This window comes from Georgenia sp. SUBG003, assembly GCF_000715355.2.
Classification (GTDB): domain Bacteria; phylum Actinomycetota; class Actinomycetes; order Actinomycetales; family Actinomycetaceae; genus Georgenia.
Genome location: NZ_CP180204.1, coordinates 4,390,595 through 4,412,835 on the forward strand (window position 1 = coordinate 4,390,595; position 22,241 = coordinate 4,412,835).

A 22,241-nucleotide genomic window follows, 5' to 3' on the forward strand; every position below is an offset into this window, starting at 1 on the left:
GCGTGGTCGCGGCCGACCTGCGTTTCCACGAGCTGATCGTCGAGGCGTCGGGCAGCCCCCGGCTGACCAGGATGCACAACACCCTGTCCGGCGAGACCCGCCTGGGCTTCAACATCCTCGTGAAGAGCCTCGAGGGGCAGGAGGACTACCTCGAGGAGCATCGGCGCATCTTCGACCTCCTTGCCTCGGGCGATCAGGAGGGTCTGCTCGCTGAGCTCGACAACCATCTGAGCTCAGGTCTGCGCACCCTGCACAAGCAGCTCGGTGACCCCGCGGACGAAGGCCACTGGCACGACCACAAAGGGGAGGTTCATCCCGTGGTCACGGACTAGTCCTCACTAGGGAGGAATCATGACCGCACAGCTGGAGATCGAGGATCTGACGGTCGCTTTCGGGGCGAAGGACGCGCCACCGGTCCTCGACTCGATCTCGTTGAGCATGGTGCAGGGCGAGGTGCTCGCACTGGTGGGTGAGTCCGGCTCGGGCAAGAGCATGACGGCCATGTCGACCATGCGTCTCCTGCCGCACGGTGCCCGGATGAGCGCGTCCGCCGTCCGGTTCGAGGACATCGACGTCCTTCGAGCGTCGGACAGGCAGATGAACCGGGTACGAGGAGGCCGGATCAGCATGCTGTTCCAGCACCTGGTTGAAGGTGGAGCGCTTCTCCGCCATCTGCTCACGGATCTTCCGGTGGCGTGCATGACCGTCGTGTGGTCGCGCCCGCCGAAGAGCTGGCCGATCTTGGGCAGGGAGAGGTCGGTGAGCTCGCGGCACAGGTACATGGCGATCTGGCGTGCGTGACCAGCACGCGCGAGCGGTCCGCGGAGCACAGGGCCTCGATGGAGACGGAGAAGTAGTTCGCCGTCTGACTCATGATGAGCGCCGGCGTGATGTCCTCGCCCTCGGGGTCGGTGATGAGGTCCTTGAGGACCATCTCGGCCAGGGACAGCTCGACCGGCTGGCGGTTGAGGTTCGCGAAGGCCGTCACGCGGATGAGGGCACCCTCGAGCTCGCGGATGTTGGTGGAGATGCGCGACGCGATGTACTCCATGACCTCGTCGGAGGCCTGGAGGTTCTCGTTGACCGCCTTCTTGCGGAGGATCGCGATGCGGGTCTCGAGGTCCGGCGGCTGCACGTCGGTGAGCAGGCCCCACTCGAACCGGGACCGCAGCCGGTCCTCGAACCCGTTGAGCTGCTTCGGCGGCAGGTCGGACGTGATCACGACCTGCTTGTTGTCGTTGTGCAACGAGTTGAAGGTGTGGAAGACCCACCGGGCGGACGGCACCGGCGTCTTCGAGTCCGGTCAGAAGCCGGTGATCGTCGGCCAGGGCGAGTACAACACCGCCTACGGCACCACGTTCGGGACGAACGGCCCGACCAACGGCACGGTGCAGATCTTCGACACCACGCTGACGTTCGACCGGCTCGCCGAAGACGACGCCGCCACGTCACCCGGCGCGCCGTTCCGCACGTCGACGGAGAGCGAGCGCATCACCGTTCCGCTGAAGCCGAAGATGATCCAGGACGAGATGGGTGAGGCCTTCGAGCACGACTACGGCCGCATGAGCGGCTACCTCGGGGTCGAGACCCCCAACGCGCAGGCCGGGCTGCAGAACATGATCCTGAGCCCGTACGTCTACCCGCCCACCGAGATCCTCGACGGAGTCGAGCTTCCCCAGGGCATGGAGGCCACCCCGCTGACGACGGCGGACGACGGCACGCAGATCTGGAAGTTCACGCACAACGGGGTGGACACCCACCCCATCCACTTCCACCTCTACGACGTCCAGCTCCTCAACCGCGTCGGCTGGGACGGCATCATCCGCAAGCCGGACCCGACCGAGCTGGGCTGGAAGGACACGGTGAGGATCAGGTCGCGGACCCGGCGCATCTCCACGAGGGAGGCGGGGAGGAAGCCGCGCAGACCGATGTCGAGGATCAGGCCGCCCTTGACGACCTCGATGACGGTGCCGGTGACGACGCCGTCCTCCTCCTTGATCTTCTCGATCGTGCTCCAGGCGCGCTCGTACTGGGCGCGCTTCTTCGACAGGAGCAGCCGGCCCTCCTTGTCCTCCTTCTGGAGGACGAGCGCCTCGATCTTGTCTCCGACGGAGACGACCTCGTCGGGGTCCACATCGTGCTTGATGGAGAGCTCGCGGGAGAGGATGACGCCCTCGGTCTTGTAACCGATGTCGAGGAGAACCTCCCGGTCGACCTTGACGATGGTGCCCTCGACGATGTCGCCGTCGTTGAAGTACTTGATGGTCTCGTCAATCGCGGCGAGGAAGTCTTCCTCGGAACCGATGTCGTTGACGGCAACCTGCGGGGACGTCGGCTGCGTGGGCGTGGTGGTGGTCATTGAGTGGTGGACTCCGATGCGGACAGGGAACTAGTGCGGACAGTATTGTTCTGGAAGTTTCGGCGCAGGAGCAGCCACATGGGCACAACTGCACCAAGGATCGATCCTACCGACGTCGTCCCCGCCCGGGCAACCACCGCCGGCCCCCGGTGACGGGCGTCACGCCGGGGTGGCCTGGCGCTGCTGAGCTGGGACTTCCTGACGACGGACATGACCGGCATCTTCGGCGACATGCGCGAGGGCGGTGCGCTGCACGCCATCATCGGCACCCTGTGGGTGACGGGGATCGCCTCGCTGATCTCGATCCCGCTGGGCATCTTCACCGCGATCTACCTGGTCGAGTACGGCAGGGGGCGCCTCGCCCGCGCGATTACCATCCTCGTGGACGTCATGACGGGCATCCCGTCCATCGTCGCCGGCCTGTTCGCCTTCGCGTTCTTCACGATCATCGTCGGGCCCGCCTACCGCTCCGCGTTCATGGGGGCCGTCGCGCTCGCCGTCCTCATGACCCCGGTGGTGGTGCGCTCCGTGGAGGAGATGCTGCGCCTCGTCCCCAACGAGCTGCGCGAGGCCTCCTACGCCCTCGGCGTGCCGAAGTGGCTCACCGTGGTCATGGTGCTCCGGACCGCCATCGCCGGCATCACCACCGGCGTGATGATCGCGATCGCCCGCGTGATCGGCGAGACCGCCCCGCTGCTGATGACCACGGGCATCATCGCCACCACGAACAACGACCCCTTCGAGGGCCGCATGGCGACGCTCCCCGGTGTTCGCCTACCGCCAGTACGCGCAGGGTGGTGTCGGGGTCGAGCGGGCCTGGGCCACGGCGCTCACCCTCGTCGAGGCTGCGGTTCGGCGGGGTCAAGGCGGTCGACGGGCTGACCTTCGATGCCTACGCCGGGGAGATCATCTCGTGATCGGCCCGAACGGCGCGGGCAAGACGAGCGCGTTCAACTGCATCACCGGGTTCTACCGGCCCACCTCCGGGGACATCCTGTTCGGCGGCGAGAGCATCGTCCGCAAGCTGCCGTCCTCGATCGTCAAGCTGGGCCTCGGCCGGACCTTTCAGAACGTGCGCATGTTCCGGGAGATGACGGTCGTCGACAACGTCAAGACGGCCATGCACGCCCGGATCAGGCAGAACGTCTTCGACGCCATCCTCCACACCCCCGCTACCGGCGGGTGGAGGCGCAGTGCCTGGAGGACGCGCGCGGCTGGCTCGACTTCGTCGGGTTCTCGCTGGACGAGGACCTCCTGGCGTCCCAGCTGCCCTACGGCGAGCAGCGCCGGGTCGAGATCGCGAGAGCCCTGGCGACACAGCCGAAGATGCTGCTGCTCGACGAGCCGGCCGCGGGCCTGAACCACAGCGAGAAGCAGGACCTGATCGCGCTGATCCGGCGCATCCGGGACCTGGGCATCGGCGTGGTCCTCATCGAGCACGACATGGGTCTCGTCATGAACATCTCCGAGCGCGGCAGTCCGGCGGCGTCGAGCGCACGACGGGTCCCCACCATGCGACCTTGATGATGTCTGCCGCCGAGCCCTGGATGGGCGCGTTGAGCGCCATCCGCTCGGCCATGTCGCGGCGCTGCCGGTTGTCGCTCGTCAGGTCCGGCAGGTAGCGGCGCCGCCCCATGATCGTCGCGGTGTAGCCGGTACGGCGCGCCTGGTCGACGACCCCGGTGAGGTAGTCACGCACACCGCCGAACCGCTCGAAGTAGCCCTCCATGAGGGTCCGGGCCTCGGAGACCTCGATACGGAGCTGCTTGGACAGGCCGAACGCGCTCAGCCCGTAGGCCAGGCCGTAGCTCATCGCCTTGATCTTGCTGCGCTGCGCGGGCGCACCTCGTCCGTCGGCACGTCGAAGACGCGGCTGCCGACGAACGAGTGCAGATCCTCCCCCCGAGTTGAACGCGTCGATGAGCCCCGCGTCGGCGGACAGGTGCCGCCATGATCCGCATCTCGATCTGGGAGTAGTCGGCCGTCAGGAGCTGCTCGTAGCCGAGGACGGCCGCTCCGGTGACCGTTCCGCGCAGGCGCCAGGGCGATTTGGTGCGCGGGGCCGGCGCATTTCTCGACACGTATTCCATTTTAGGTGCGGCCCTTCACGGCACGGCCCGTTCGGCATGCCGGTCCGCCATTCTTTCCTTCGAGCCGGGGCCAGGTTCGCCTCGACCGTGTCTCGGCGTGACGCAGCCCGTCCTCACGGCCTGGCAGCGGCCGCAGTGACGAACCCGGCAGGGAGAGCTGGACCGGAACGCCAAGTTCGAGCCGTACACCCATTGCTTCCCTGTCGATTCGCTCCTGTGACGGAAGACACGGAAATGCGCGCCCAGAAATGCCCCGCGGCACGCAGGAACGAGTTCTGCGGAACCGGCAGTTCCCGTCGCCTCTACGGGCTGTCTCCTCCGACGGTTGCGCGGTCAGCTCCGCGTCCGGCTCCTCGGCCCCGTCCTGGTCACCGACGTCAGAGTGCTCGGTGCGGGGCACGGCGGCGGTGTAGCCGGTCTTCTCCACCTCCGCGATCACCGCGGCCGCGTCGATCCCCTCCGGGACACTGACCCGTGCCTTCTCGGTGGCGTAGTTGACCGTCGCGGTGACCCCGTCGAGCCTGTTGAGCTTCTTCTCGATGCGCATCGCGCACGAGGCGCAGGTCATCCCGCCGATCTCGAGCTCGATGAGCGTGCCCAGCGCCTGTGGCTGGTTCGAGGATGCAGACATTGAAAACTTCTCTCGTGGTGTCCGGTACGGGTGCGGCTCTTCGGGGGAGATCAGTGACCGTGGTCGTCGCGGCCGTGGTCTCCCGCGCGCGGAGCCGGCCCCTCGGTCGTGTTGACGGCGAAGGTCGCGGTGTGGACGTGGCCGTCGACCTGGAAGTCCAGGTACAGCAGGTAGCGCCCGGGGTGGGGGCCTGGGGGGCGTCGTCAGCCACCGCGCCCGGTGGCCGGCCCCGCTCGGGACGGCGTCGTCGCGCCGGCGCGGCGCAGGGCGCTCCCCGTGGGGGCTCCACTCGCTGACGCGAGACGTCCTGAACAACTTGTGACGCACCTGTGACGCGTTTCAAGATGCGGTGGGCGCCCGTTGCTGCCACGCTTCTTCATGTCAGCACGACGTCATCGCCGCACGCGCGGCGTGAGAAAGCGAGGCTCAGATGAGCATTCTCTGGATCATCATCACAGGAGCCGTCATCGGCGCCTGGCGCGACTCTTCATGAAGGGTGACCAGAACCTGGGCATCCTCTGGACCATCATCCTCGGCGCGCCGGTGCGGCGGTCGGATGGCTGATCACCAACGCGCTCGGCATGGCAGACACGGGCGGTGGTGACTGGATCCGTTGGGCCATCTCCATCGTGCTCGCGGTCCTGTTCATCTCCCTCTACCTGAGGATGACGAACGCCCGGCCGTGGCTGGCCAGGTGGTACCCGGCGGCCAGTCCGGCCTGTCCGGCACCGATGACGACCGTGTCGAAGTGCTCTGCCATGTCGACTCCTTGGTTTGATCCGTCGGGGTCGACGCTAGGGAGCCACGGTGGCCTCGCGCGTCGGCGAGACTACCCATCTTCCGAGGCACTGCGCGTGGGTACCAGCTGCAGCTCGAGGGCGCGGGCGGTGGCCGCCCGGGACGACACGCCCAGCTTGGCGAAGATGTTGCTCACGTGCCGGTCCACGGTGCGCTCGCTCAGCACGAGCTCGGCGGCGATCGCACGGTTCGTCGCTCCGGTGACGACCAGGCTCAGCACCTCGGTCTCGCGTTCGGTGAGAAGCCGGCTTCCGTCCAGGGACCTGAGGTCCGGATCCGCACCGAGCCGCTCGAAGATCTCGCGGGCCACGCCGGTCTCGCGCTGCGACGTCTCGGCGTCCCCGAGAAGAGCGCACGCGCGGGCGAGCAGGGCCACGCGGATCGGTCAGCGGCCGGTCCGACCGCTCAGTTCTTGAGTCGCTCGACGACGTCGGCCAGCGAGGGGTTCGTCGCGGCGCTCCCGTCGGGGAACACCACCGTGGGGACGGTCTGGTTGCCGTCGTTGACGGACTCGACGAACGACGCGGACGCCTCGTCCTCCTCGATGTTCACCTCGTTGTACGGGATGCCCTCACGGTCGAGCTGCGTCTTCAGCCGCCGGCAGTAGCCGCACCAGGTGGTCGAGTACATCGTGATGCTTCCGGCCTCGGGTGCCTGTGCCGTCATGGCTGCTCCTCTCGTCTCGGCGTCCGCCCTCGCCGTCGTCGCGGGGCTCGCACGCCCTCGTCGTTCTCGTGGGGCGTATCGCGCCCGCTGTTCCGGGAACGCCCGGACCGTTCTGATTCTTCCCCCTGTGCCTGCGCGCGGCCGAGTGGGGCCGCACACAGACCGGCGACCGGCCGCGGTGCGTGTCGGCGCAGGCTGAGACACTGGCCGGGATGAGTACGAGCCCGCCGGACGCCATCATCCTCGGCGTCCTCCTGCTGCACGGCCTACGTCCGGGCGCGAGCTGTTCACCACCTCGGGCGACCTGGTCTACACCTTCATCATCGCCCTGGCCGTGTCGGCGGTCATGATGGTGCCCGTAGGCCTCGTCGCAGGACGGGCGCTCCAGCGAGGGGTCATCGCCCTGCCGGCCCGGTATCTCGCCCCCGGCATCACCGTGCTGACCATCGTCGGCGCGTACGCCGTTCGCTCGTCCGTGGTGGACGTCATCATGCTCGCCCTCGGCGTCCTGGCCTACTTCCTGAGCCTGGCCGGGATCAGCTCGGCACCGATCGTGCTCGGACTCATCCTCGGCAGCATCGCCGAGACCGGCCTCGTCCAGGGGCTGCTGACCGCCCAGGGCGACGCCAACCCGTGGGCCTCCTTCTTCACCCGCCCGTTGAGCCTCGTGCTCATCGCGATGACGGTGCTCTCCCTGCTCTGGCCTTCGTGCGGCCGGGCCGCGCCTCTGTCGAACGTCTGACCGCCGCCCGGCGCCGACAGGTCCCAGCGATATAGCAACTACTCCGGCCTCATCCTTAGCCAGCTCTACCAGTCCACCGAAAAGAACGACTCGATCCTCACGCCGTTGACGAAGAAGTCTTGCTCCTTGAAGCAGTCCACCCGCGGGGAGACGACTACTGGTCAGATCTTTCTCCCGAGTTCCGCTCCCTAGATGCGACCCATAGCCCCAAAGTCACCAAAGCAAGGAACCATACGCCGCCCACCCAGTTACCGAGGCTGTCACTCACGAACACACTCAGCCCGATCTTCGCGATCAGCCCGAGCAACCACAGAGTCAGCGGCACCTTCCACGAAACACTCCACGCGACTCGCTCATGTCCCACCGCCTCCGTCGGTTCGACGCCGACCTCGCGCACGAGCAGGGGCAGATCCTCGGCGAGGAGATGCGCGCCATGGGCGTCAACGTCGACTTCGCCCCAGTGCTGGACCTCAACTCCAACCCGGACAACCCGGTCATCGGCATCCGGTCCATGGGGGAGGACCCGGACACCGTCAGCAGGCTCGGCGTCGCCCAGATCCAGGGCATGCAGGAGCACGTGGCCGCGACGGCCAAGCACTTCCCCGGCCACGGCGACACCAACGTCGACTCGCACTACGGCCTGCCCGTCGTCACCTACGACCGCGCCACCCTGGACGAGCACCTCCAGCCGTTCCAGGCCGCGATCGACGCGGGCGACATGGTCATGACCGCGCACATCATCGTCGAGGCGATCGACCCCGAGCTCCCCGGCACCCTCTCCCACGACGTCCTCACCGGTCTGCTCCGCGAGGACATGGGCTTCGACGGGCTCGTCACCACCGACGCCCTCGACATGGCCGCGATGGCCGCCAACTGGAGCCAGGAGGAGATCGCCGTCATGACGATCCAGGCCGGTTCCGACATCCTCCTGAACTCGCCCGACGTCGACGCCTCCTTCGCGGGCGTGCGCCAGGCCGTGGCCGACGGTGTCCTCACCGAGGAGCGGCTCGAGGAGTCGGTGCGACGGATCCTCACCTGGAAGGCGGAGCGCGGCATCCTCGAGAACCGGTCTCGTCAGTGACTCAGAAGGGGTCGGAGCCCGAGCGCCGCGTGGTTATCCACCCGGCGTGATGCGATGACGAGTTCCGCGGAGGGCGCTGTCGAGCGCCGTCGGACGAGGTCCGCAAGCTGTTTGGACTCTCGTGGGCCCCGGTCGAGCATTTTGCGCAGATGCTTGTCGAGGAGGGCGAGCTACGAGGCCTGATCGGCCCGCGTGAGCTACCCCGGCTCTGGACCCGGCACATCGTGAACTCTGCTGCGGTCGCGCCGTTCATCCAGGACGACGCGACGGTGGCGGATGTCGGTTCAGGTGCCGGATTCCCAGGGGTGGTTCTTGCCATCATGCGGCCCGACCTCAACATGCACCTGATCGAGCCGATGGAGCGACGGGTCGACTGGTTGACCGATGTCGTCGAGGAACTCGGCATCGACAACGTGACGATCGTCCAGCGCGCGACGAGCTGCACGGCAAGGCGTCGTACGACGTGGTCACGGCCCGTGCGGTCGCGGCGCTCGACAAGCTCGCTCGGTGGACCCTCCCGCTGGTGATGCCGGACGGTCGGCTGGTCGCGCTCAAGGGTCAGCGCGCTGGCGAGGAGGTCGAGAAGGCCAAGTACGTCCTGCGGAAGCTCGGGGCGCGCGACACCCGGGTCGAAGAGGTACGGCCCGTTCCCGGAGGGGAAAGCACGATGGTCGTTATTATCGACAAGCGTCGATAAGTAGCGCGGTCATCGGTGGGTAGCTGATCGAACTATTCGGTACTGAAGACGTGGTGGGTCGGTTGGCACGCCATCCAGAGGATGAGCCGCTTCCATGATCGGCGTCCGACCGTCGGCTCTGCTGGGGCATGAACCGGTATCCTGCCCAGGCGTTCCTGACAGCCCCGAGCAGGAGGGCGAGGAGCGCTTCGACGCCGGGTGAGGAAGACGCCGCCCGAGGCGATCGCCGAGGTCGAAAGAGCGAGGCGCCGGAGGAGATCCTCCGGCGCCTCGCTCGTGACGGCTCAGCGAGCCGCGGGCCGGGTCAGTTGATCGCCCACACGGCCCGGTCGGACTCGTCGAGGGAAAAGAGCGGCTCGATGGCGAAGCTGCCGCCCTCGATCGCCTCGACGGGGACGTCCATGCAGACGCTGTAGTCGGCGCCGCCGGTGTTCAGCGTGGGCACGTTGACGACGGAGTTCTCCTCGATCGCCATGCAGGTGCCGTCGTCGTACTGGGCGTTGTCGGAGCCCATGAAGATGTAGGACAGGTCCATCCACGGGTTGCCCTCCTCCGCGCCGTTGTAGACGACGGAGACGTCGGCGACGACGTAGCGGCCGTCCGCCGGCGGGTTGAACTCGTCCGCCTCGGCGATCGCGTCGTCGGCGTCGAGGTTCAGGCCGTTCACGGTGATGGTGTAGTCGCCGATCTCGGCGGCCTGCCCCAGCGGGAGGAGGTCGCCCGCGGAACGCAGCATGCTGGGCGCTTCCGTCGTCGGCTGGGGGTTCGAGCTCGACGACTTCCAGGTCGAGGCGTGCGAGGCGCTCGAGTCCGGGCACGGGGGTCCTCGTCGCCGCCCCCCACCGGCGCCGGCAAGACGGTGGTGGGGGAGTTCGCCGTCCACCTGGGCCTCGCCAGCGGCCGCAAGGCGTTCTACACCACGCCGATCAAGGCGCTGAGCAACCAGAAGTACCTCGACCTGGCCGCCGTGCACGGCAAGGAGAACGTCGCTGCTCACCGGCGCACGTCCATCAACGGCTCCGCGCCCGTGGTGGTCATGACCACCGAGGTGCTGCGCAACATGCTCTACGCCGGCTCGGAGACGCTGGACGGGCTCGGTTTCGTCGTCATGGACGAGGTGCACTACCTCGCCGACCGGTTCCGCGGGCCGGTCTGGGAGGAGGTCATCATCCACCTGGACCAGGGCGTCCAGGTGGTCTCCCTCTCCGCCACCGTGTCGAACGCGGAGGAGTTCGGCGAGTGGCTGACGATGGTGCGCGGCAACACCCAGGTGGTCGTCACCGAGCGACGCCCCGTGCCGCTGTGGCACAGCACATGCTGCTGGCGATGGTCGTGCCGATCTTCGTGGTGCTGGGGGCGCCGGTGACCCTGGCGGTCCGGGCCCTGCCGCACCGGCGGGACGGGTCCCGCGGGCCCCGGGAGTGGCTGCTGGCCCTCGTGCACTCGCGGTGGGCGGGCTTCTTCTCCAACCCCGTGGTCGCGGGCATCAACTTCGCGGGCTCGCTGGTGGTCTTCTACTACACCGCGCTCTTCGAGCTCGCCCTGACCACGCACGTGGGGCACATCCTCATGGTCGTGCACTTCACGCTGGCGGGATACCTCTTCGCCAACGCGCTCATCGGCATCGACCCAGGTCCCGCGCGCCTCCTACCCGCCTCCGCCTGCTCCTGCTGCTCGCCACCATGGGGTTCCACGCCTTCTTCGGGATCTCGATCATCTCCCAGACCTCCCTGCTCGCCGCCGACTACTTCGGCTGCTCGGCTGGCCTGGGGGCTGGGGACGCCCTCGCCGACCAGGAGAAGGGCGGTGCCATCACCTGGGGCATCGGCGAGTTCCCGACGCTCGCCCTCGCCATCGGCGTCGCCGTCGCGTGGGCTTGAAGCCCAGGCGGGTCTCGCCGGACAGGGTGTTGTGCATCCTGGTCAGCCGGGGGCTGCCCGACGCCTCGACGATCAGCTCGTGGAAACGCAGGTCGGCCGCGACCACGCCCGACCACTCGTGCGCCTGGATCGCGAGCTCCATCTGCCCGAGCACCTGTTCGAGGGCGGCGATCGTCGCAGCTGGGACGCCATGAGCGAGCACCTCGACCATCGCGGCGCGTTCGACGGCACTTCGCGCCACGAAGAGGTCGTTGAGGTCGTCGTAGGCGAGGACCGGGACGAAGATGCCGCGGTGAGGATGGCTCACCAGCAGGCCCTCCTGCACGAGGCGCTGCAGGCCCTCCCGGACCGGTCCCCGCTGGTGGAGTACTGTCTCGCCAGCTCCACCTCGTTGAGCTGAGCCCCAGGTGGGTAGCTTCCGTCGACGATGCGCCGACGCACCTGCGTGGTGATGACCGAGGACAGGGTCCGCTTGCGTACCTGTGGCGCGCCGCTCGCGCCGCGGGCCGCCTTCGGTCGACTCCTCGCCGGCTCAGTCGTGCTCATGTCCTCGTCCTTGCCTTCGTGTCTCGATGCCCTGCCCGATGAACGTGACCGCAAGTGCGGTGAGGAAGATCGCCAGGCCGGGGTAGATGACCAGACCGGCCGCACTGGTCATGTACGGCTGACCGTCGGCCAGCATCGCCCCCAGTCCGAAGCCGGCGGTCATGGCGCCGGAGGAGCTCAAGATCGTCTGGAAGCTGCGCCGCGTCATGGGCGCGCTCGACCAGCAGCAGGCGATCGACCTGCTCCTGGGCAAGCTGCGGGAGACCGCGTCGAACGCGGAGTTCCTCATGACCGTGCAGAAGACGACGCCGACGCCCACGCACGAGCCCGAGCTCGCCATCCGCTGACGCGGAGACGTCGCTCACATCTGCGGGCCGTCCGCCCAGGCGGGAACAGGGCGGACGCCCGCGGCGTTGACAACAAGGTTCCGGCCGTCAGGTGCGGTCTGGCACAATATCTCGTCGGCCTCCGGTTCACGGACGCGTCCCTCGCCCGACCCGGGGCACTCACGAACCTAGGAGAGACATGAAGCAGGGCATCCACCCCGAGTACGTGACCACCACCGTCACGTGCACGTGCGGCAACACCTTCACCACCCGCAGCACCGCCACGTCCGGCGAGATCCACGCCGACGTGTGCAGCGCCTGCCACCCTTCTACACCACCCAGTTCTCCGTACCGGGGGTGGCCCTGGGGGACCCCACGGTCCTCGCCATCGGTTCGCGTGCAGCCGACCACGGGCTGAAGGTAGATCGTGCCGCGGCAGGTGGGACCGCTCGCCTCTGTGGTGTGACGCACGAACACCGCCTGAGCTCGACCGAACCGCAGAGTTGCTCTCGGTACGCCAGCTTGCTTACGACCTCGTACCACCACAGTGGCCGCCCTCCCTGTGTAATCCCCGGGATCGCTCGGACCGAGACGGTCGGACCGGAATCGCCCCGAGGCAGGTGGCGAACCTGCGCACTCCAGCTATACGGGCGGGATGCTGCCCGTCACCACGGACGGCGGCCGCACTGATCTCCCGATGTGGTTGCTCCCCAAGAACGAGTTTTCACGGGACGCCAAACAGGCGGGGAAGCTTGTGGGAACGCCACGCAACTCCGCGCTGCCGTCAGGAGAGGCCTTAGTCAACGGCGTGCGAGATTCTCTGACGTTCGTACACCGCGAGAGAGGTATACGGTGATGCGGCGGTTGAGGAGACTGGTCGTCCTGTAGGTGGTGGCCAGGGAGCTGAGGAAGGCGATCACCAGCGCGTAGAGCAGGAGATCCGCACCGCGGCCGACACCGAGGAAACGTGCCAGCACGGTGAGCCAGCTCGGGAAGAGGACCGACAGCACCGCGAGGACGACGAAGCCGGCGAGCAGCAGCCGGCGGACCGCCTGATGGCGCGCTCCCGCCGTCGACCGTGTCAGCAGCACGGTGATGATGGCGATGGCCACCAGGAGGATGATCTGGATCAGCACGAGCGCCCCCAACTAGTTGAACACCAGGTCGACAAGGATGTTGACCGAGTTCAGCAACGACTGGCCCTTGCCCTGGAGTAGTCCGTGTAGAGCACGTGCACGGGATACTCCGCCCACGGCAGCCGGGTCCGACCCAGGTTGAGCACGATCTCCGTGGCGTGCGCCATCCGGTTCTGCCTGAGGTCGAGCGAGGAGGCCGCGTCCCGTCGATGACCCGGAGTCCCTGTACTCGTACTCCTTCGACGACCCCGAGCAGCGCAACGAGGAGGACTCGGCCGGACACACGATGACGTCCGTCGTCGTCAACCCCTTCTTCGACTGGGGCTACGACCGTCCCCCGAACCGCGACTACCACGAGACCGTCATCTACGAGGCCCACGTCAAGGGCATGACCAAGCTGCACCCGGAGGTCCCCGAGGAGCTGCGCGGCACCTACTCGGGCATGTCCCACCCGGCGGTGGTCCAGCACCTCGTGGAGCTCGGTGTCACCGCGGTGGAGCTGATGCCGGTGCACCAGTTCGTCAACGACCCCCTGCAGGAGAAGGGCCTGAGCAACTACTGGGGCTACAACTCCATCGGGTTCTTCGCCCCGCACAACGCTACGCCGCCTACGGCACCCGCGGCGAGCAGGTCCAGGAGTCAAGACCCTCGTCAAGGCGCTGCACGAGGCGGGCATCGAGGTCATCCTGGACGTCGTCTACAACCACACCGCCGAGTCACTCGTTCAGGGTGAAGTGCAGCACCTCGCCCTTGTTCGCCATGGCGGAGTTGTTCGACACGTAGAGGTCGTCGCCGTCCACGGCGAGGCCGCCGGGCATGGTCAGCTCGTCGGTGAGCACCTTGTGCTTGTCGGTGTCGTCGCTGTCGACCCAGTGCAGTGCGCCCTTCGGGTCGCCGGACAGCAGGCCGTTCGTGGTGAACTCCAGGACGAGCAGGTCGCCGTCGTCGGTGAACCCGAGGTCGATGACGTTGGTGAAGCCGTCCGCGAAGACCTCCGGGTCCTCGCCGTCCTCGAAGCGCCAGACCGTCGCCGTGCTCGGGACGGGAAGCCGGTGAGCTGGCTGACGTACAGGTCGCCGTCGGGGCCGCGCACGACCGTGGTCGGCACGGCGTCGGGGCTGGAGGCGACCCATGGGGGAGTCGACGGCGGGCTTCCTTCGGGAAGACGAAGATCGTGGAGATGTCCCCGTCACGGTCCACCACCAAGGACACCGAGGAGATCATCTCGATCGTCAAGGCGATGGCGCCGGTGTACGGCGGGATCAACCTGGAGGACATCTCCGCGCCGCGGTGCTTCGAGATCGAGGCGCGGCTGCGGGAGGAGCTGGACATCCCCGTCTTCCACGACGACCAGCACGGCACCGCCATCGTGGTGCTGGCGGCGCTGATCAACGCGCTGAAGGTGACCGGGAAGTCGATGGAGGACGTGCGCATCGTCGTCTCCGGCGTCGCCGCCGGCTCGGCGATCATCAAGCTGCTCAAGGCCCAGGGCGCCCGGTACATCCTCGCCTCGGACGGGGCGGAGCGCTCCACCGGGAGGCCGCCAACGGCGACGAGTACCGTCGGTGGATCGCCGAGAACACGAACGAGGAGGGCTTCACGGGCACGCTGAAGGAGGGTCTGGCGGGTGCGGACGTGTTCATCGGAGTCTCGGCGGGCAACATCCTCACCGGCGCGACGTCGCCACGATGAACGACGGACCATCGTCTTCGCGCTGCGACCTGTTCGCCCGCTGGATCATCGCCCGCCGCGCCGAGTTCTCGGGAGCGAACTGATGACCACCACGACCGCCCCGCTGCTCGAGCGCACGGGCAAGTTGCCCGCGTGGGCGCCCTGGGGGATCCTCGCCGGCTCCTTCGTCGTCGCGCTCGTGCTGCTCAGCGTGCTCTCCGAGCCGACCGTCGCGTCGGTCGTGCTCGTCGGGGCCATCGTCTTCCTCGTGGCCAACTGGGGGACCTCCCGAGCCGTCGAGCCGGCGTCGCGCCAAGGACCGTCTCGCCACGTCCCTCGTGACGGGCGCGTTCGCGCTGGCGATGGCTCCCCTCGTCTCGCTGGTGTGGACCGTCCTGTCCAACGGCCTGGCGCTGCTGAGCTGGGACTTCCTGACGACGGACATGACCGGCATCTTCGGCGACATGCGCGAGGGCGGTGCGCTGCACGCCATCATCGGCACCCTGTGGGTGACGGGGATCGCCTCGCTGATCTCGATCCCGCTGGGCATCTTCACCGCGATCTACCTGGTCGAGTACGGCAGGGGGGCGCCTCGCCCGCGCGATTACCATCCTCGTGGACGTCATGACGGGCATCCCGTCCATCGTCGCCGGCCTGTTCGCCTTCGCGTTCTTCACGATCATCGTCGTAGTCGCACGGCCGCCCCGCGGCTGCACTCCTTTCCCACGCCTCGAGGGCCTCCTCCCGGGGGGTGGGACCCACTTTCACCAGCGGGGGGCGCCCGTCCCTTTGTCCTCCCAGCCCCCCAGGCGGTGGGGCGAAGTCGATGAAAGATGTCGAGGTCCGGCCGCGCCTCTCCGGGCGGGTCGACGGCCTTCTCCGACAGGTGCACCGTGCGGTCGGCGTTCGTGAACGTGCCCGCCTTCTCGCCCCAGGTCGCGGCGGGCAGGACGACGTCGGCGAGCTGCGCCGTCTCGGAGAGGAAGATGTCCTGGACCACGAGGAACAGGCGGTCCTGGCTGAGGATCGAGCGCATCCGGTCCAGCTCCGGCATCGAGACCACGGGGGTTGGTGTGGACCACCATCACTGCGGATCGGACCCCGTCCCTCCGACCGTAGCGCATCATCTGCATGGCGTGCGTCGGCGGCGAGTAGTGCGGGATCTCCATCGGGTCGACGTTCCAGACCCGCGCCAGATCCTTGACATGGGCGTCGTTGGACCAGTTCCGGAAGCCCGCCAGGTCGCCGTCGGCGCCGGCCTCACGGGTGTTCTCGGCGGTCGGCTGGCCGTTCATCTGCAGCAGGCCGCAGCCGGGCCTGCCGAGCATGCCGCGCCAGCAGCCCACCGCGCCGAACTCGGGGTTCGCGTCGTGGGCGTCCCGGAGGCGCTCGATCCAGCCGTGCGCCGGCAGGCAGTCGTCGTCGACCTTGGACACGTACGTCGCGTCCGACTCGCTCCACAACCAGTTCGTGGGGGCCGTGAGCCGGACGTCTCACGGCTGTGGTGGAACCGGTGCACCCTCGGGTCCTGCGCCAGCTCCGAGGTGACGGCGAGCGTCTCCTCGTCGTCACCGTTGTGCCACAGCCAGACCCTGGTCCACTCGTCACAGGTGGACAGCAGGTGGGGCAGGGAGACCCGGAGCGCGGCTCGGGCTGTTGTACGTGATCATGAGGACGTCGGTGAGCGCTGCCATGACGTGGCCCCTTCCCTCGGCGAGGCGTGCGGCACCCCGCGGTGCCTGGAACGTACCCGACCCGTCCGCGAAGATTCGGCGAATCGCGGCCATTACCAGCACCGGGCGTCATTGCCTGGACGAAACGCCGGTGCGACGGCGAGGAAGCACCTAGCCTTCCAGCACGACCCCTGGAGGACTCATGCTGATCATGCTCGTGCTCATCTCCCTGGGATGGTCCCTCCTGGGGCAGTCCGGCACCCAGCGCATCGACACCTCCCAGGGCCTCGAGCTGCTCAGGGGGGGACACCGTCGAGCAGGTCGAGATCACGGAGGGCGCCCAGCGGGTGCGCCTGACGCTGTCCGAGCCCTTCGAGGCCGACGACGGCGAGGGCGGCACCGTGGACAAGGGCGAGAGCGTGGAGTTCTTCTACGTCGCGCCCCAGGGTGACCAGGTGGTGCGGGCCGTCGAGGCGGCCGACCCCGACAAGGGGTACAACTCCGTGGTGCCGACGTCCATCTGGACGTCGCTGCTGACGTTCATGCTGCCGATGGTCATCATCTTCATCGTCTTCTGGTGGCTGCTCTCCCGGGCCCAGGGCGGCGCCGGCGGCATGATGAAGTTCGGCAAGTCCAAGGCCAAGATGGTCAACAAGGAGAACCCCCAGGTCACCTTCGCCGACGTCGCCGGCGAGGAGGAGGCCGTGGAGGAGCTCCAGGAGATCAAGGAGTTCCTCGCCGAGCCGGAGAAGTTCCAGGCCGTCGCGCCAAGATCCCCAAGGGCGTGCTGCTCTACGGCCCGCCCGGGACGGGCAAGACGCTCCTCGCGCGTGCCGTCTGAAGTCCCGCGGCCTGGCCACCGGCCTGGGTGACGAGGGCGGGTTCGCCCCGAACCTCGAGTCCAACCGGGCGGCGCTCGACCTCATCCTCGAGGCCATCGAGAAGGCCGGCTACAAGCCGGGCGAGGACATCGCCCTGGCGCTGGACGTCGCCTCCACCGAGTTCTTCTCCGACGGCGCCTACCAGTTCGAGGGCAGGGCCACCTCGCCCGCCGAGATGGTCGCCTACTACGAGAAGCTGGTGGCCGACTACCCGCTGGTCTCCATCGAGGACCCGCTGAGCGAGGACGAGTGGGACAGCTGGGCCCAGCTGGTCTCCGAGGTCGGCTCCCGCGTGCAGATCGTCGACGACCTGTTCGTCACCAACCCCGAGCGCCTGGCCAAGGGCATCGAGCTGCGCGCGGCGAACTCCCTGCTCGTCAAGCTCAACCAGATCGGCTCGCTGACCGAGACGCTCGACGCCGTCACCCTCGCCCAGCGCAACGGCTTCACCGCGATGGTCTCCCACCGCTCCGGCGAGACCGAGGACACCACCATCGCCGACCTCTCCGTCGCCGTGAACGCCGGCCAGATCAAGACCGGTGCGCCCGCCCGCGGCGAGCGCATCAACAAGTACAACCAGCTCCTGCGCATCGAGGAGGAGCTCGACGACGCGGCGGTCTACGCCGGCCGCAGCGCGTTCCCCCGCGCCGTCCCGCGCCTGACGGCACGGACGGGCCCCACGCCCGTCCGGCCGTGCAGACCGGATCGTGCCGGTCCGGTCTGCGCCCGACGCGGGAGCCGCCGTGCGTGAGCTCGTCAACGACTCACGCGCCGTGGCTCCCGGCGTTCGCCGTCCCGGTGCGAGACGATGGAGCCCATGAGCAGCCGCCGACCCGCCGCGCCCCGCGCGCAGCGTGCTGATCGCCGGGGTGAGCAGCCTGGCGGTGCTGGTGACCTCGACGATGGCGGGCTACGTCTTCGCCAAGTACCGCTTCCGAGGACGGGACGCGATCTTCTGGGGCGTCGTCGCGACGATGTTCCTCCCGCCGATCGTCACGCTGGTCCCGCTCTACCACGTGGTCTCGAGCCTGGGGCTGTCGGACTCCTACCTCGGCGTGATGCTGCCGTGGCTGGTGAACGCGTTCGGGATCTTCCTCATGCGCCAGTTCATCGCGGACGTCCCGGACGAGCTCATCGACGCCGCCCGGATCGACGGCGCCAGCGAGCTTCGCATCCTCGTCCAGGTCGTCGCGCCTGCTGCGGCCGGCGACGATCACTCTCCTGGTCTTCACGGTCGTCTACTACTGGAACAACTTCCTGTGGCCGCTGTCGATCCTGCAGTCCGAGGCGAAGTACCCCGTGGTGCTCACCCTCTCGCGTCTGCTCTCCTACACGATGGGCGTGGGGTACCAGAACGTCGTGATGGCCGGGGGCGCTCGTCGCCAGCCTGCCGACGCTGGTGGTCTTCCTCCTGGCGCAGCGGGTGTTCGTCCAGGGCATCGCGCGCACGGGGGGTGAAGTGATGGCCAGCGAGGGGCAAGGCCCCCGCAGCCGGCCGCCCGGGACTCTCTCGGGCGGCGTGGCCGTGGGGGTCGGACGTCGCGGCACACACCTGCGCGTGCTGGCCGCCCGGTCCGACGGCCGTCCTCGCCGAGGTTGACGAACACGATCTTGTCGATCGTGAGGATGCTCTGGCGCGTGAAGAGGTTGCGCACCTCCGCGCGCATGGTCATCGAGGAGCGGCCGAACGCCGTCGCCACGAGACCCATCTCGACGATGTCGCCCTGCTCGGCCGAGCTGACGAAGTTGATCTCGGACATGTACTTGGTGACGACCCGCTCGTTCAGCTGGATCATCACGTAGATCGCGGCCTCCTCGTCGATCCAGCGCAGCAGACTGCCGCCGAAGAGGGTGCCGTTGGCGTTGAGGTCCTCCGGCTTGATCCACTTGCGGGTGCGGAAGGTGATCCCGTCGTCCGTGGGCATGCTCATGCTCGCCAGGGTACGGGCGGTTCCCGTGCCGAGGCCCGGACGTCCTCCTTGCGGTTCGCTGCCGCGGCGCGCGGCCCTGTCTGGGCCGGGACGTCGGGCCGGCGAGCCGGTCCGATCCCAGGCCCGCCTCGGCGAGTGCGTCGAGCAGCGCGATTACATGACCGGGGGTGGCGACGCCGATGGTGTCGCCGAGCGAGAGCTCGGAGCAGCCGAGTCCCATGAGCCGCGTGGCGGCTGTGACAACCTGTGGGATCGGCACATGGCCCTCCCAGGGGTCACCGAAGCACATCGAGAGGTAGGCACGAACCGGCAGCCTCGGCGAGGCACGGTCGGACGGACCGGCGCGAACAATCGCGAGCGACTCCTCCACGGACCCGCCCAGGTTTCGCTGGGCGAAGGACTCGGTGGCGGAGCCGAAGATCGCGATCTCCGTGACGCCGCTCGCGAGCGCCCGATCTAGGCCGCGCTCGTTGGGAACGAGAACCGGGAACCGCGCGCCGTCGGTCCGGTCGACTGCGGCGAGCCTTGATCCCGCACATGAGGACCGTCAGCCCCGGCGCGATGACCGGCGGGATGCTGCGGCCGGCGCAGGCCCGGAGCTCCTCCGGGGTGGGCCGTCGGCGGTGTGGTGCTCACCTGGCGAGTGTGCCGCACCCGAACTCCCGTCTCCTGCCGGCGACGCAGACGCGTCCAGACACCTGACAGGTCCCACAAACCCGCTGCTCGAGGCGCAGGCCAGCTCCGAGATCGAGAACATCGTGACTGCCGCCGACGAGCTGTTCAAGCACGTCGACTCAGGGTGGGGCGACCACGCCACCAAGGAGGCCTTGCGCTACCGGAGGGTGCTGTTTGCGGGAGTCGAGTCGATCAGGAACCGGCCACTCACTGCGGCGACGGCTGCTCGGATCTGCGCCGAGCTGCAGGGCCGGGACATGTCTGTTCGTGCGGCACCTGGCACCCGGATCGCAAACCCCACCACACGGCAGGTCGTGTACGCACCACCCGAGGGTGCCGAACTGATTCGCGAGAAGCTCGCGGCCTGGGAGCACTTCGTCCACGCCGAGGACGATCTCACCCGCTGGTGCGCATGGCGGTAGCCCAGTCGTCGCCATCAAGGACGAGGCCGAGCTCAACCCCAAGCAGATCACCCAGTACCTCAATGTCACGCCGGAGGACTTCATCCTCTACAACGGCGACGACACCATGATCCTGGAGACCTACGCCCAGGCTGGTGAGCGCGTCGGCGGCGTCGTCTCGGGCGCGTCGCACCTGCTGGGCGACTTCATCCGCACGATGATCGAGACCTTCCAGGCCGGTGACGTCGTCGAAGCCGGTCGATGCAGGCCAAGCTGTATCCCGTTCTGAAGATCATGGGCCAGGGCGGTCGCACCAACCCCGCACCCTGTGGAAGGACGCCATGCGGATCGCCGGCGATGCTGGGTCACCCCGCCTGCCGCTCACCTCTGCCTCGCCCGAGGAGCGCGAGAACATCCGTCGCGAGCTCGAGCGGTTCGGTGCGCTCGAGTTGGCCGCAGCCAAGTGAGCAGCGCACCACAGAAGGTTGCTGCGGTGAACTTGACCGGCATCATCGCGCCCGTCCTGACGCCATTCACAGAGGACGGCGCCTGGACGCCCGGGCGAACGGCCGGAAATGCCGCTCGACGTGCGTGACGTCGCCAGAGTTCTGGACGTACCAGAACGAGCTGCGCAGCGGGCGAAGCACGTACGAGTACCGGAGGTCGAGGCGCTCGGGGGAACGACGCCTCGACCTCTTCGTAGGAGGCCGCGGCGGGGAACGCCGTCTCGATGAACCGTTCGTACGCCCATTCCTCGTAGACCCCGATCCGCGTCTGCGGCGAGATCGCGAGCGCTACCGAGCCCGGGAGCATGTGGCTGAGCGCCAGGGCGGCGAACCCGCCGCCCGAGATGCCGACGAGCACCAGCCGGCGAACGCCGGTCTCGGCGAGGCTGGCGATGTACTTGGCATAACGCGCCGTGAGGTTGTCGGACTCGGTGCCGACGTACCAACGAGGTTGAGATCGCTGCGAAGTCCAAGGGTGGTGTCGGCGAGGAACAGCAGGTTCTCTGCCCGGCCGGCCGCGAGGGTGGTGAGCCTTTCGAAGCGGGGCAGCTCGTAGAGCGAACGCTCGAGCGCACCGTGCAGGGAGACGACGAGAGCGTCCGAGTTCCCCTTCGCGGACCTCTCGCCGACGCCGGTCGACGGAAGTGCGATCCGCCTCGTGCACTCGGGAGGGGCGGTCCCGGGAAGGCACCTCGAGACGATCATCGACGCCGCGATCGCTCTGGGGCCGGAATACAGCCTCGACCTGTTCCTCGTACCGGCCAACGACGGCGGCAAGTACTTGGCCAAGCTGACCGAGCGCGCGTCGGGGCATGAGCGCGTCCGGATCAATCCCCGTGACCCGGATGTCCTTCCCCACACCCTCAACAGGTTCGACCTGGGCGTGTACTGGATGCCGCCGGTCAACACCAACGCCCGGCTGGCGCTGCCGAACAAGTTCTTCGACTTCATCCAGGCACGGCTCGCCATCGCTGTCGGGCCGACGCTGGAGATGCAGCGCGTCGTCGAGCAGTACGGTCTCGGCCGGGTGAGCGACGGCTTCGACGCGAGGCCTGCGTCCGTTCCGTGCGGGCGATGTCCCGCGAGGCATCGCCCGTTTCAAGAAGGCTTCGCACGCGTACGCGGGCAGCTGGCCGGGGACGGTGACGACGGCGGCACGCACGGGATCTCCTCCGATCTCCAGCGGACGACCGTCCGCCTGGAGTTCATGCTTCAGAGTCCGCCGCGTGGTGTCAACCGTCGCCGCTCCCCGTTCCGCCGCGATCCGGTCCGGTTCTTGACATGCTGAGGGGGTGACTCCAGAGTGTGAGCCACAACATTGGTGACCGCTAGACGGACGAGCGTCCGCGCGGAGTTCCTGCGACGACGGAGGTACCGACCATGAGCCAGACGCCCCCTTCCGGCTCCCCGAGCCAGCCCCCGCGGAGGTCGTCCCCTCGTTCTCCGACGCGGCACGGTGGTGACGATGGACGACCGCCGGACGGTCCTGAAGGACTCCGACGTGCTGGTGGTCGGCGACCGGATCGAGGCGGTCGGCCCGAACCTGCCGGT

Annotated in this window: 27 protein-coding genes and 16 pseudogenes; 25 read left to right on the forward strand and 18 right to left on the reverse strand. The window is 68.1% G+C overall.

What is annotated here, in order from left to right; translation table 11 throughout:
• Positions 1 to 2 precede the first annotated feature (2 nt).
• Together DA06_RS24795 and DA06_RS24800 are read left to right on the forward strand one after the other, a co-directional pair.
• The gene (locus DA06_RS24795) at positions 3 to 332 is read left to right on the forward strand and encodes an FCD domain-containing protein (RefSeq protein WP_418606341.1); all 330 of its coding nucleotides are present in this window, start codon (positions 3 to 5) and stop codon (positions 330 to 332) included.
• A 106-nt stretch (positions 333 to 438) separates the two neighbouring features.
• Positions 439 to 585 (forward strand): annotated as a pseudogene (locus DA06_RS24800) (ATP-binding cassette domain-containing protein); the annotation flags it as partial.
• 48 nt (positions 586 to 633) lie between these two features.
• Here the strand turns inward: DA06_RS24800 and DA06_RS24805 are convergent.
• From DA06_RS24805 to DA06_RS24815, 3 genes and pseudogenes are all read right to left on the reverse strand, one after another.
• A pseudogene (locus tag DA06_RS24805) lies at positions 634 to 1,264 on the reverse strand (helix-turn-helix domain-containing protein); the annotation flags it as partial.
• An 81-nt stretch (positions 1,265 to 1,345) separates the two neighbouring features.
• Positions 1,346 to 1,492 carry a hypothetical protein gene (locus DA06_RS24810; RefSeq protein WP_418606342.1) on the reverse strand — a complete coding sequence of 49 codons (147 nt, stop codon included), beginning with the start codon at positions 1,490 to 1,492 and terminating at the stop codon, positions 1,346 to 1,348.
• A 144-nt stretch (positions 1,493 to 1,636) separates the two neighbouring features.
• The gene (locus DA06_RS24815; protein ID WP_418606343.1) at positions 1,637 to 1,765 is read right to left on the reverse strand and encodes a hypothetical protein; all 129 of its coding nucleotides are present in this window, start codon (positions 1,763 to 1,765) and stop codon (positions 1,637 to 1,639) included.
• Between DA06_RS24815 and DA06_RS24820 the strand changes: the two are divergent.
• A pseudogene (locus DA06_RS24820) lies at positions 1,725 to 1,820 on the forward strand (hypothetical protein); the annotation flags it as partial. The gene DA06_RS24815 and the pseudogene DA06_RS24820 sit on opposite strands and share 41 nt — an antisense overlap.
• A 50-nt stretch (positions 1,821 to 1,870) precedes the next feature.
• On the opposite strand, the pseudogene DA06_RS24825 reads toward DA06_RS24820, so the two are convergent.
• Positions 1,871 to 2,359: pseudogene (locus DA06_RS24825) on the reverse strand (S1 RNA-binding domain-containing protein); the annotation flags it as partial.
• 186 nt (positions 2,360 to 2,545) lie between these two features.
• On the opposite strand from DA06_RS24825, the pseudogene pstA reads away from it, so the two are divergent.
• From pstA to DA06_RS24840, 3 pseudogenes are all read left to right on the forward strand, one after another.
• Positions 2,546 to 3,200 (forward strand): annotated as a pseudogene (gene pstA / locus DA06_RS24830) (phosphate ABC transporter permease PstA); the annotation flags it as partial.
• Positions 3,201 to 3,272: 72 nt separating this feature from the next.
• A pseudogene (locus tag DA06_RS24835) lies at positions 3,273 to 3,406 on the forward strand (ATP-binding cassette domain-containing protein); the annotation flags it as partial.
• Positions 3,407 to 3,526: 120 nt separating this feature from the next.
• Positions 3,527 to 3,883 (forward strand): annotated as a pseudogene (locus DA06_RS24840) (ATP-binding cassette domain-containing protein); the annotation flags it as partial.
• Here the strand turns inward: DA06_RS24840 and DA06_RS24845 are convergent.
• The 5 genes and pseudogenes from DA06_RS24845 to DA06_RS24865 all read right to left on the reverse strand — a co-directional run bounded on the left by DA06_RS24845 (position 3,813) and on the right by DA06_RS24865 (position 6,544).
• Positions 3,813 to 4,301: a DNA polymerase gene (locus DA06_RS24845; RefSeq protein WP_418608209.1), complete on the reverse strand. Its 489-nt coding sequence runs from the start codon at positions 4,299 to 4,301 to the stop codon at positions 3,813 to 3,815. The pseudogene DA06_RS24840 and the gene DA06_RS24845 sit on opposite strands and share 71 nt — an antisense overlap.
• A gap of 476 nt (positions 4,302 to 4,777) precedes the next feature.
• Positions 4,778 to 5,080: pseudogene (locus DA06_RS24850) on the reverse strand (cation transporter); the annotation flags it as partial.
• A gap of 655 nt (positions 5,081 to 5,735) precedes the next feature.
• Positions 5,736 to 5,840 carry an FAD-binding protein gene (locus DA06_RS24855; protein WP_418606344.1) on the reverse strand — a complete coding sequence of 35 codons (105 nt, stop codon included), beginning with the start codon at positions 5,838 to 5,840 and terminating at the stop codon, positions 5,736 to 5,738.
• 69 nt (positions 5,841 to 5,909) lie between these two features.
• Positions 5,910 to 6,254 carry a helix-turn-helix domain-containing protein gene (locus DA06_RS24860; protein ID WP_418606345.1) on the reverse strand — a complete coding sequence of 115 codons (345 nt, stop codon included), beginning with the start codon at positions 6,252 to 6,254 and terminating at the stop codon, positions 5,910 to 5,912.
• Positions 6,255 to 6,283: 29 nt separating this feature from the next.
• Positions 6,284 to 6,544 carry a mycoredoxin gene (locus DA06_RS24865; protein ID WP_043497801.1) on the reverse strand — a complete coding sequence of 87 codons (261 nt, stop codon included), beginning with the start codon at positions 6,542 to 6,544 and terminating at the stop codon, positions 6,284 to 6,286.
• 212 nt (positions 6,545 to 6,756) lie between these two features.
• Between DA06_RS24865 and DA06_RS24870 the strand changes: the two genes are divergently transcribed.
• The 5 genes from DA06_RS24870 (at position 6,757) to DA06_RS24890 (ending at position 9,064) form a co-directional block, all read left to right on the forward strand.
• Positions 6,757 to 6,894 (forward strand): hypothetical protein, encoded by a 138-nt coding sequence (locus DA06_RS24870; protein ID WP_418606346.1) that lies wholly within the window; start codon positions 6,757 to 6,759, stop codon positions 6,892 to 6,894.
• Complete coding sequence (locus DA06_RS24875) at positions 6,873 to 7,286, forward strand: tripartite tricarboxylate transporter permease (protein ID WP_418608210.1); 414 nt, start codon at positions 6,873 to 6,875, stop codon at positions 7,284 to 7,286. The genes DA06_RS24870 and DA06_RS24875 overlap by 22 nt, the downstream gene beginning before the upstream one ends.
• A 355-nt stretch (positions 7,287 to 7,641) precedes the next feature.
• Positions 7,642 to 8,367: a glycoside hydrolase family 3 protein gene (locus DA06_RS24880; protein WP_418606347.1), complete on the forward strand. Its 726-nt coding sequence runs from the start codon at positions 7,642 to 7,644 to the stop codon at positions 8,365 to 8,367.
• A gap of 149 nt (positions 8,368 to 8,516) precedes the next feature.
• Positions 8,517 to 8,894, forward strand: a complete 378-nt coding sequence (locus tag DA06_RS24885; RefSeq protein ID WP_418606348.1) for a 16S rRNA (guanine(527)-N(7))-methyltransferase RsmG — start codon at positions 8,517 to 8,519, stop codon at positions 8,892 to 8,894.
• Positions 8,831 to 9,064: an RsmG family class I SAM-dependent methyltransferase gene (locus DA06_RS24890; RefSeq protein WP_418606349.1), complete on the forward strand. Its 234-nt coding sequence runs from the start codon at positions 8,831 to 8,833 to the stop codon at positions 9,062 to 9,064. The genes DA06_RS24885 and DA06_RS24890 overlap by 64 nt, the downstream gene beginning before the upstream one ends.
• A 304-nt stretch (positions 9,065 to 9,368) precedes the next feature.
• On the opposite strand, the gene DA06_RS24895 is transcribed toward DA06_RS24890, so the two are convergent.
• Entirely contained in the window at positions 9,369 to 9,800 is a 432-nt protein-coding gene (locus DA06_RS24895) for a hypothetical protein (protein WP_418606350.1), read from the reverse strand.
• On the opposite strand from DA06_RS24895, the pseudogene DA06_RS24900 reads away from it, so the two are divergent.
• Positions 9,799 to 10,370, forward strand: a pseudogene (locus tag DA06_RS24900) (DEAD/DEAH box helicase); the annotation flags it as partial. The gene DA06_RS24895 and the pseudogene DA06_RS24900 sit on opposite strands and share 2 nt — an antisense overlap.
• A 20-nt stretch (positions 10,371 to 10,390) precedes the next feature.
• A pseudogene (locus DA06_RS24905) lies at positions 10,391 to 10,944 on the forward strand (cytochrome c oxidase assembly protein).
• On the opposite strand, the gene DA06_RS24910 reads toward DA06_RS24905, so the two are convergent.
• On the reverse strand, positions 10,877 to 11,251 hold the full coding sequence (locus DA06_RS24910; RefSeq protein ID WP_418606351.1) for a GntR family transcriptional regulator: 375 nt from the start codon (positions 11,249 to 11,251) through the stop codon (positions 10,877 to 10,879). The pseudogene DA06_RS24905 and the gene DA06_RS24910 overlap by 68 nt on opposite strands.
• 225 nt (positions 11,252 to 11,476) lie before the next feature.
• Positions 11,477 to 11,653, reverse strand: coding sequence for a hypothetical protein (locus DA06_RS24915; protein ID WP_418606352.1), 177 nt, complete (start codon positions 11,651 to 11,653; stop codon positions 11,477 to 11,479).
• On the opposite strand from DA06_RS24915, the pseudogene DA06_RS24920 reads away from it, so the two are divergent.
• Both DA06_RS24920 and rpmE read left to right on the forward strand, forming a co-directional pair.
• Positions 11,649 to 11,837 (forward strand): annotated as a pseudogene (locus DA06_RS24920) (hypothetical protein); the annotation flags it as partial. The gene DA06_RS24915 and the pseudogene DA06_RS24920 overlap by 5 nt on opposite strands.
• Before the next feature lie 178 nt (positions 11,838 to 12,015).
• Complete coding sequence (gene rpmE / locus DA06_RS24925) at positions 12,016 to 12,234, forward strand: 50S ribosomal protein L31 (protein WP_418606354.1); 219 nt, start codon at positions 12,016 to 12,018, stop codon at positions 12,232 to 12,234.
• Between the two features lie 382 nt (positions 12,235 to 12,616).
• Here the strand turns inward: rpmE and DA06_RS24930 are convergent, their stop codons facing one another.
• Together DA06_RS24930 and DA06_RS24935 are read right to left on the reverse strand one after the other, a co-directional pair.
• The gene (locus DA06_RS24930; RefSeq protein ID WP_418606356.1) at positions 12,617 to 12,952 is read right to left on the reverse strand and encodes a DUF2304 family protein; all 336 of its coding nucleotides are present in this window, start codon (positions 12,950 to 12,952) and stop codon (positions 12,617 to 12,619) included.
• A gap of 12 nt (positions 12,953 to 12,964) precedes the next feature.
• Positions 12,965 to 13,137, reverse strand: a pseudogene (locus DA06_RS24935) (glycosyltransferase family 2 protein); the annotation flags it as partial.
• 20 nt (positions 13,138 to 13,157) lie between these two features.
• Here DA06_RS24935 and DA06_RS24940 point away from each other — a divergent pair.
• Positions 13,158 to 13,668, forward strand: a pseudogene (locus DA06_RS24940) (alpha-amylase family glycosyl hydrolase); the annotation flags it as partial.
• Here DA06_RS24940 and DA06_RS24945 read toward each other — a convergent pair.
• Entirely contained in the window at positions 13,669 to 14,085 is a 417-nt protein-coding gene (locus tag DA06_RS24945) for a ScyD/ScyE family protein (RefSeq protein ID WP_052437083.1), read from the reverse strand.
• A gap of 47 nt (positions 14,086 to 14,132) precedes the next feature.
• Here DA06_RS24945 and DA06_RS24950 point away from each other — a divergent pair, with 47 nt between their 5' ends.
• On the forward strand, positions 14,133 to 14,564 hold the full coding sequence (locus DA06_RS24950) for a malic enzyme-like NAD(P)-binding protein (RefSeq protein WP_418606357.1): 432 nt from the start codon (positions 14,133 to 14,135) through the stop codon (positions 14,562 to 14,564).
• 54 nt (positions 14,565 to 14,618) lie between these two features.
• On the opposite strand, the gene DA06_RS24955 is transcribed toward DA06_RS24950, so the two are convergent.
• Both DA06_RS24955 and DA06_RS24960 read right to left on the reverse strand, forming a co-directional pair.
• Complete coding sequence (locus tag DA06_RS24955; RefSeq protein ID WP_418606358.1) at positions 14,619 to 15,179, reverse strand: hypothetical protein; 561 nt, start codon at positions 15,177 to 15,179, stop codon at positions 14,619 to 14,621.
• A gap of 123 nt (positions 15,180 to 15,302) precedes the next feature.
• Positions 15,303 to 15,677 carry a molybdopterin-dependent oxidoreductase gene (locus DA06_RS24960; protein WP_418606360.1) on the reverse strand — a complete coding sequence of 125 codons (375 nt, stop codon included), beginning with the start codon at positions 15,675 to 15,677 and terminating at the stop codon, positions 15,303 to 15,305.
• Between the two features lie 821 nt (positions 15,678 to 16,498).
• Here DA06_RS24960 and DA06_RS24965 point away from each other — a divergent pair.
• The 3 genes and pseudogenes from DA06_RS24965 to DA06_RS24975 all read left to right on the forward strand — a co-directional run.
• A pseudogene (locus tag DA06_RS24965) lies at positions 16,499 to 17,134 on the forward strand (ATP-dependent metallopeptidase FtsH/Yme1/Tma family protein); the annotation flags it as partial.
• Positions 17,134 to 17,823, forward strand: a pseudogene (gene eno / locus DA06_RS24970) (phosphopyruvate hydratase); the annotation flags it as partial. The pseudogenes DA06_RS24965 and eno, both read left to right, overlap by 1 nt.
• Positions 17,824 to 18,079: 256 nt before the next feature.
• Positions 18,080 to 18,640 (forward strand): carbohydrate ABC transporter permease, encoded by a 561-nt coding sequence (locus DA06_RS24975; protein WP_418608212.1) that lies wholly within the window; start codon positions 18,080 to 18,082, stop codon positions 18,638 to 18,640.
• 114 nt (positions 18,641 to 18,754) lie between these two features.
• On the opposite strand, the pseudogene DA06_RS24980 reads toward DA06_RS24975, so the two are convergent.
• Positions 18,755 to 19,102, reverse strand: a pseudogene (locus DA06_RS24980) (acyl-CoA thioesterase); the annotation flags it as partial.
• A 543-nt stretch (positions 19,103 to 19,645) separates the two neighbouring features.
• Between DA06_RS24980 and DA06_RS24985 the strand changes: the two are divergent.
• The 5 genes from DA06_RS24985 (at position 19,646) to DA06_RS25005 (ending at position 21,978) form a co-directional block, all read left to right on the forward strand.
• Positions 19,646 to 19,810: a hypothetical protein gene (locus DA06_RS24985; protein ID WP_418608420.1), complete on the forward strand. Its 165-nt coding sequence runs from the start codon at positions 19,646 to 19,648 to the stop codon at positions 19,808 to 19,810.
• On the forward strand, positions 19,732 to 20,205 hold the full coding sequence (locus DA06_RS24990; RefSeq protein ID WP_418608214.1) for a Fic/DOC family N-terminal domain-containing protein: 474 nt from the start codon (positions 19,732 to 19,734) through the stop codon (positions 20,203 to 20,205). Before DA06_RS24985 ends, DA06_RS24990 begins: the two co-directional genes overlap by 79 nt.
• Before the next feature lie 13 nt (positions 20,206 to 20,218).
• On the forward strand, positions 20,219 to 20,473 hold the full coding sequence (locus DA06_RS24995) for a dihydrodipicolinate synthase family protein (protein WP_418608216.1): 255 nt from the start codon (positions 20,219 to 20,221) through the stop codon (positions 20,471 to 20,473).
• 52 nt (positions 20,474 to 20,525) lie between these two features.
• On the forward strand, positions 20,526 to 20,651 hold the full coding sequence (locus DA06_RS25000; RefSeq protein ID WP_418606361.1) for a hypothetical protein: 126 nt from the start codon (positions 20,526 to 20,528) through the stop codon (positions 20,649 to 20,651).
• A 697-nt stretch (positions 20,652 to 21,348) separates the two neighbouring features.
• The gene (locus DA06_RS25005) at positions 21,349 to 21,978 is read left to right on the forward strand and encodes a hypothetical protein (RefSeq protein WP_418606363.1); all 630 of its coding nucleotides are present in this window, start codon (positions 21,349 to 21,351) and stop codon (positions 21,976 to 21,978) included.
• Positions 21,979 to 22,241 lie beyond the last annotated feature (263 nt).

What these genes read in the sequence shown, in the direction of transcription:
- DA06_RS24810 (WP_418606342.1), bottom strand. Translation starts at nt 1,492, where the DNA reads ATGCGCTCGCTCTCCGTCGACGTGCGGAACGGCGCGCCGGGTGACGTG.
- DA06_RS24815 (WP_418606343.1), bottom strand. Translation starts at nt 1,765, where the DNA reads ATGGGGTGGGTGTCCACCCCGTTGTGCGTGAACTTCCAGATCTGCGTG.
- DA06_RS24855 (WP_418606344.1), bottom strand. Translation starts at nt 5,840, where the DNA reads ATGGCAGAGCACTTCGACACGGTCGTCATCGGTGCCGGACAGGCCGGA.
- DA06_RS24865 (WP_043497801.1), bottom strand. Translation starts at nt 6,544, where the DNA reads ATGACGGCACAGGCACCCGAGGCCGGAAGCATCACGATGTACTCGACC.
- DA06_RS24870 (WP_418606346.1), top strand. Translation starts at nt 6,757, where the DNA reads ATGAGTACGAGCCCGCCGGACGCCATCATCCTCGGCGTCCTCCTGCTG.
- DA06_RS24880 (WP_418606347.1), top strand. Translation starts at nt 7,642, where the DNA reads ATGTCCCACCGCCTCCGTCGGTTCGACGCCGACCTCGCGCACGAGCAG.
- DA06_RS24885 (WP_418606348.1), top strand. Translation starts at nt 8,517, where the DNA reads ATGCTTGTCGAGGAGGGCGAGCTACGAGGCCTGATCGGCCCGCGTGAG.
- DA06_RS24895 (WP_418606350.1), bottom strand. Translation starts at nt 9,800, where the DNA reads ATGCTGCGTTCCGCGGGCGACCTCCTCCCGCTGGGGCAGGCCGCCGAG.
- DA06_RS24915 (WP_418606352.1), bottom strand. Translation starts at nt 11,653, where the DNA reads ATGACCGCCGGCTTCGGACTGGGGGCGATGCTGGCCGACGGTCAGCCG.
- rpmE (WP_418606354.1), top strand. Translation starts at nt 12,016, where the DNA reads ATGAAGCAGGGCATCCACCCCGAGTACGTGACCACCACCGTCACGTGC.
- DA06_RS24945 (WP_052437083.1), bottom strand. Translation starts at nt 14,085, where the DNA reads ATGGGTCGCCTCCAGCCCCGACGCCGTGCCGACCACGGTCGTGCGCGG.
- DA06_RS24950 (WP_418606357.1), top strand. Translation starts at nt 14,133, where the DNA reads ATGTCCCCGTCACGGTCCACCACCAAGGACACCGAGGAGATCATCTCG.
- DA06_RS24960 (WP_418606360.1), bottom strand. Translation starts at nt 15,677, where the DNA reads ATGCCGGAGCTGGACCGGATGCGCTCGATCCTCAGCCAGGACCGCCTG.
- DA06_RS24975 (WP_418608212.1), top strand. Translation starts at nt 18,080, where the DNA reads ATGGCGGGCTACGTCTTCGCCAAGTACCGCTTCCGAGGACGGGACGCG.
- DA06_RS24985 (WP_418608420.1), top strand. Translation starts at nt 19,646, where the DNA reads ATGAGGACCGTCAGCCCCGGCGCGATGACCGGCGGGATGCTGCGGCCG.
- DA06_RS25000 (WP_418606361.1), top strand. Translation starts at nt 20,526, where the DNA reads ATGCGGATCGCCGGCGATGCTGGGTCACCCCGCCTGCCGCTCACCTCT.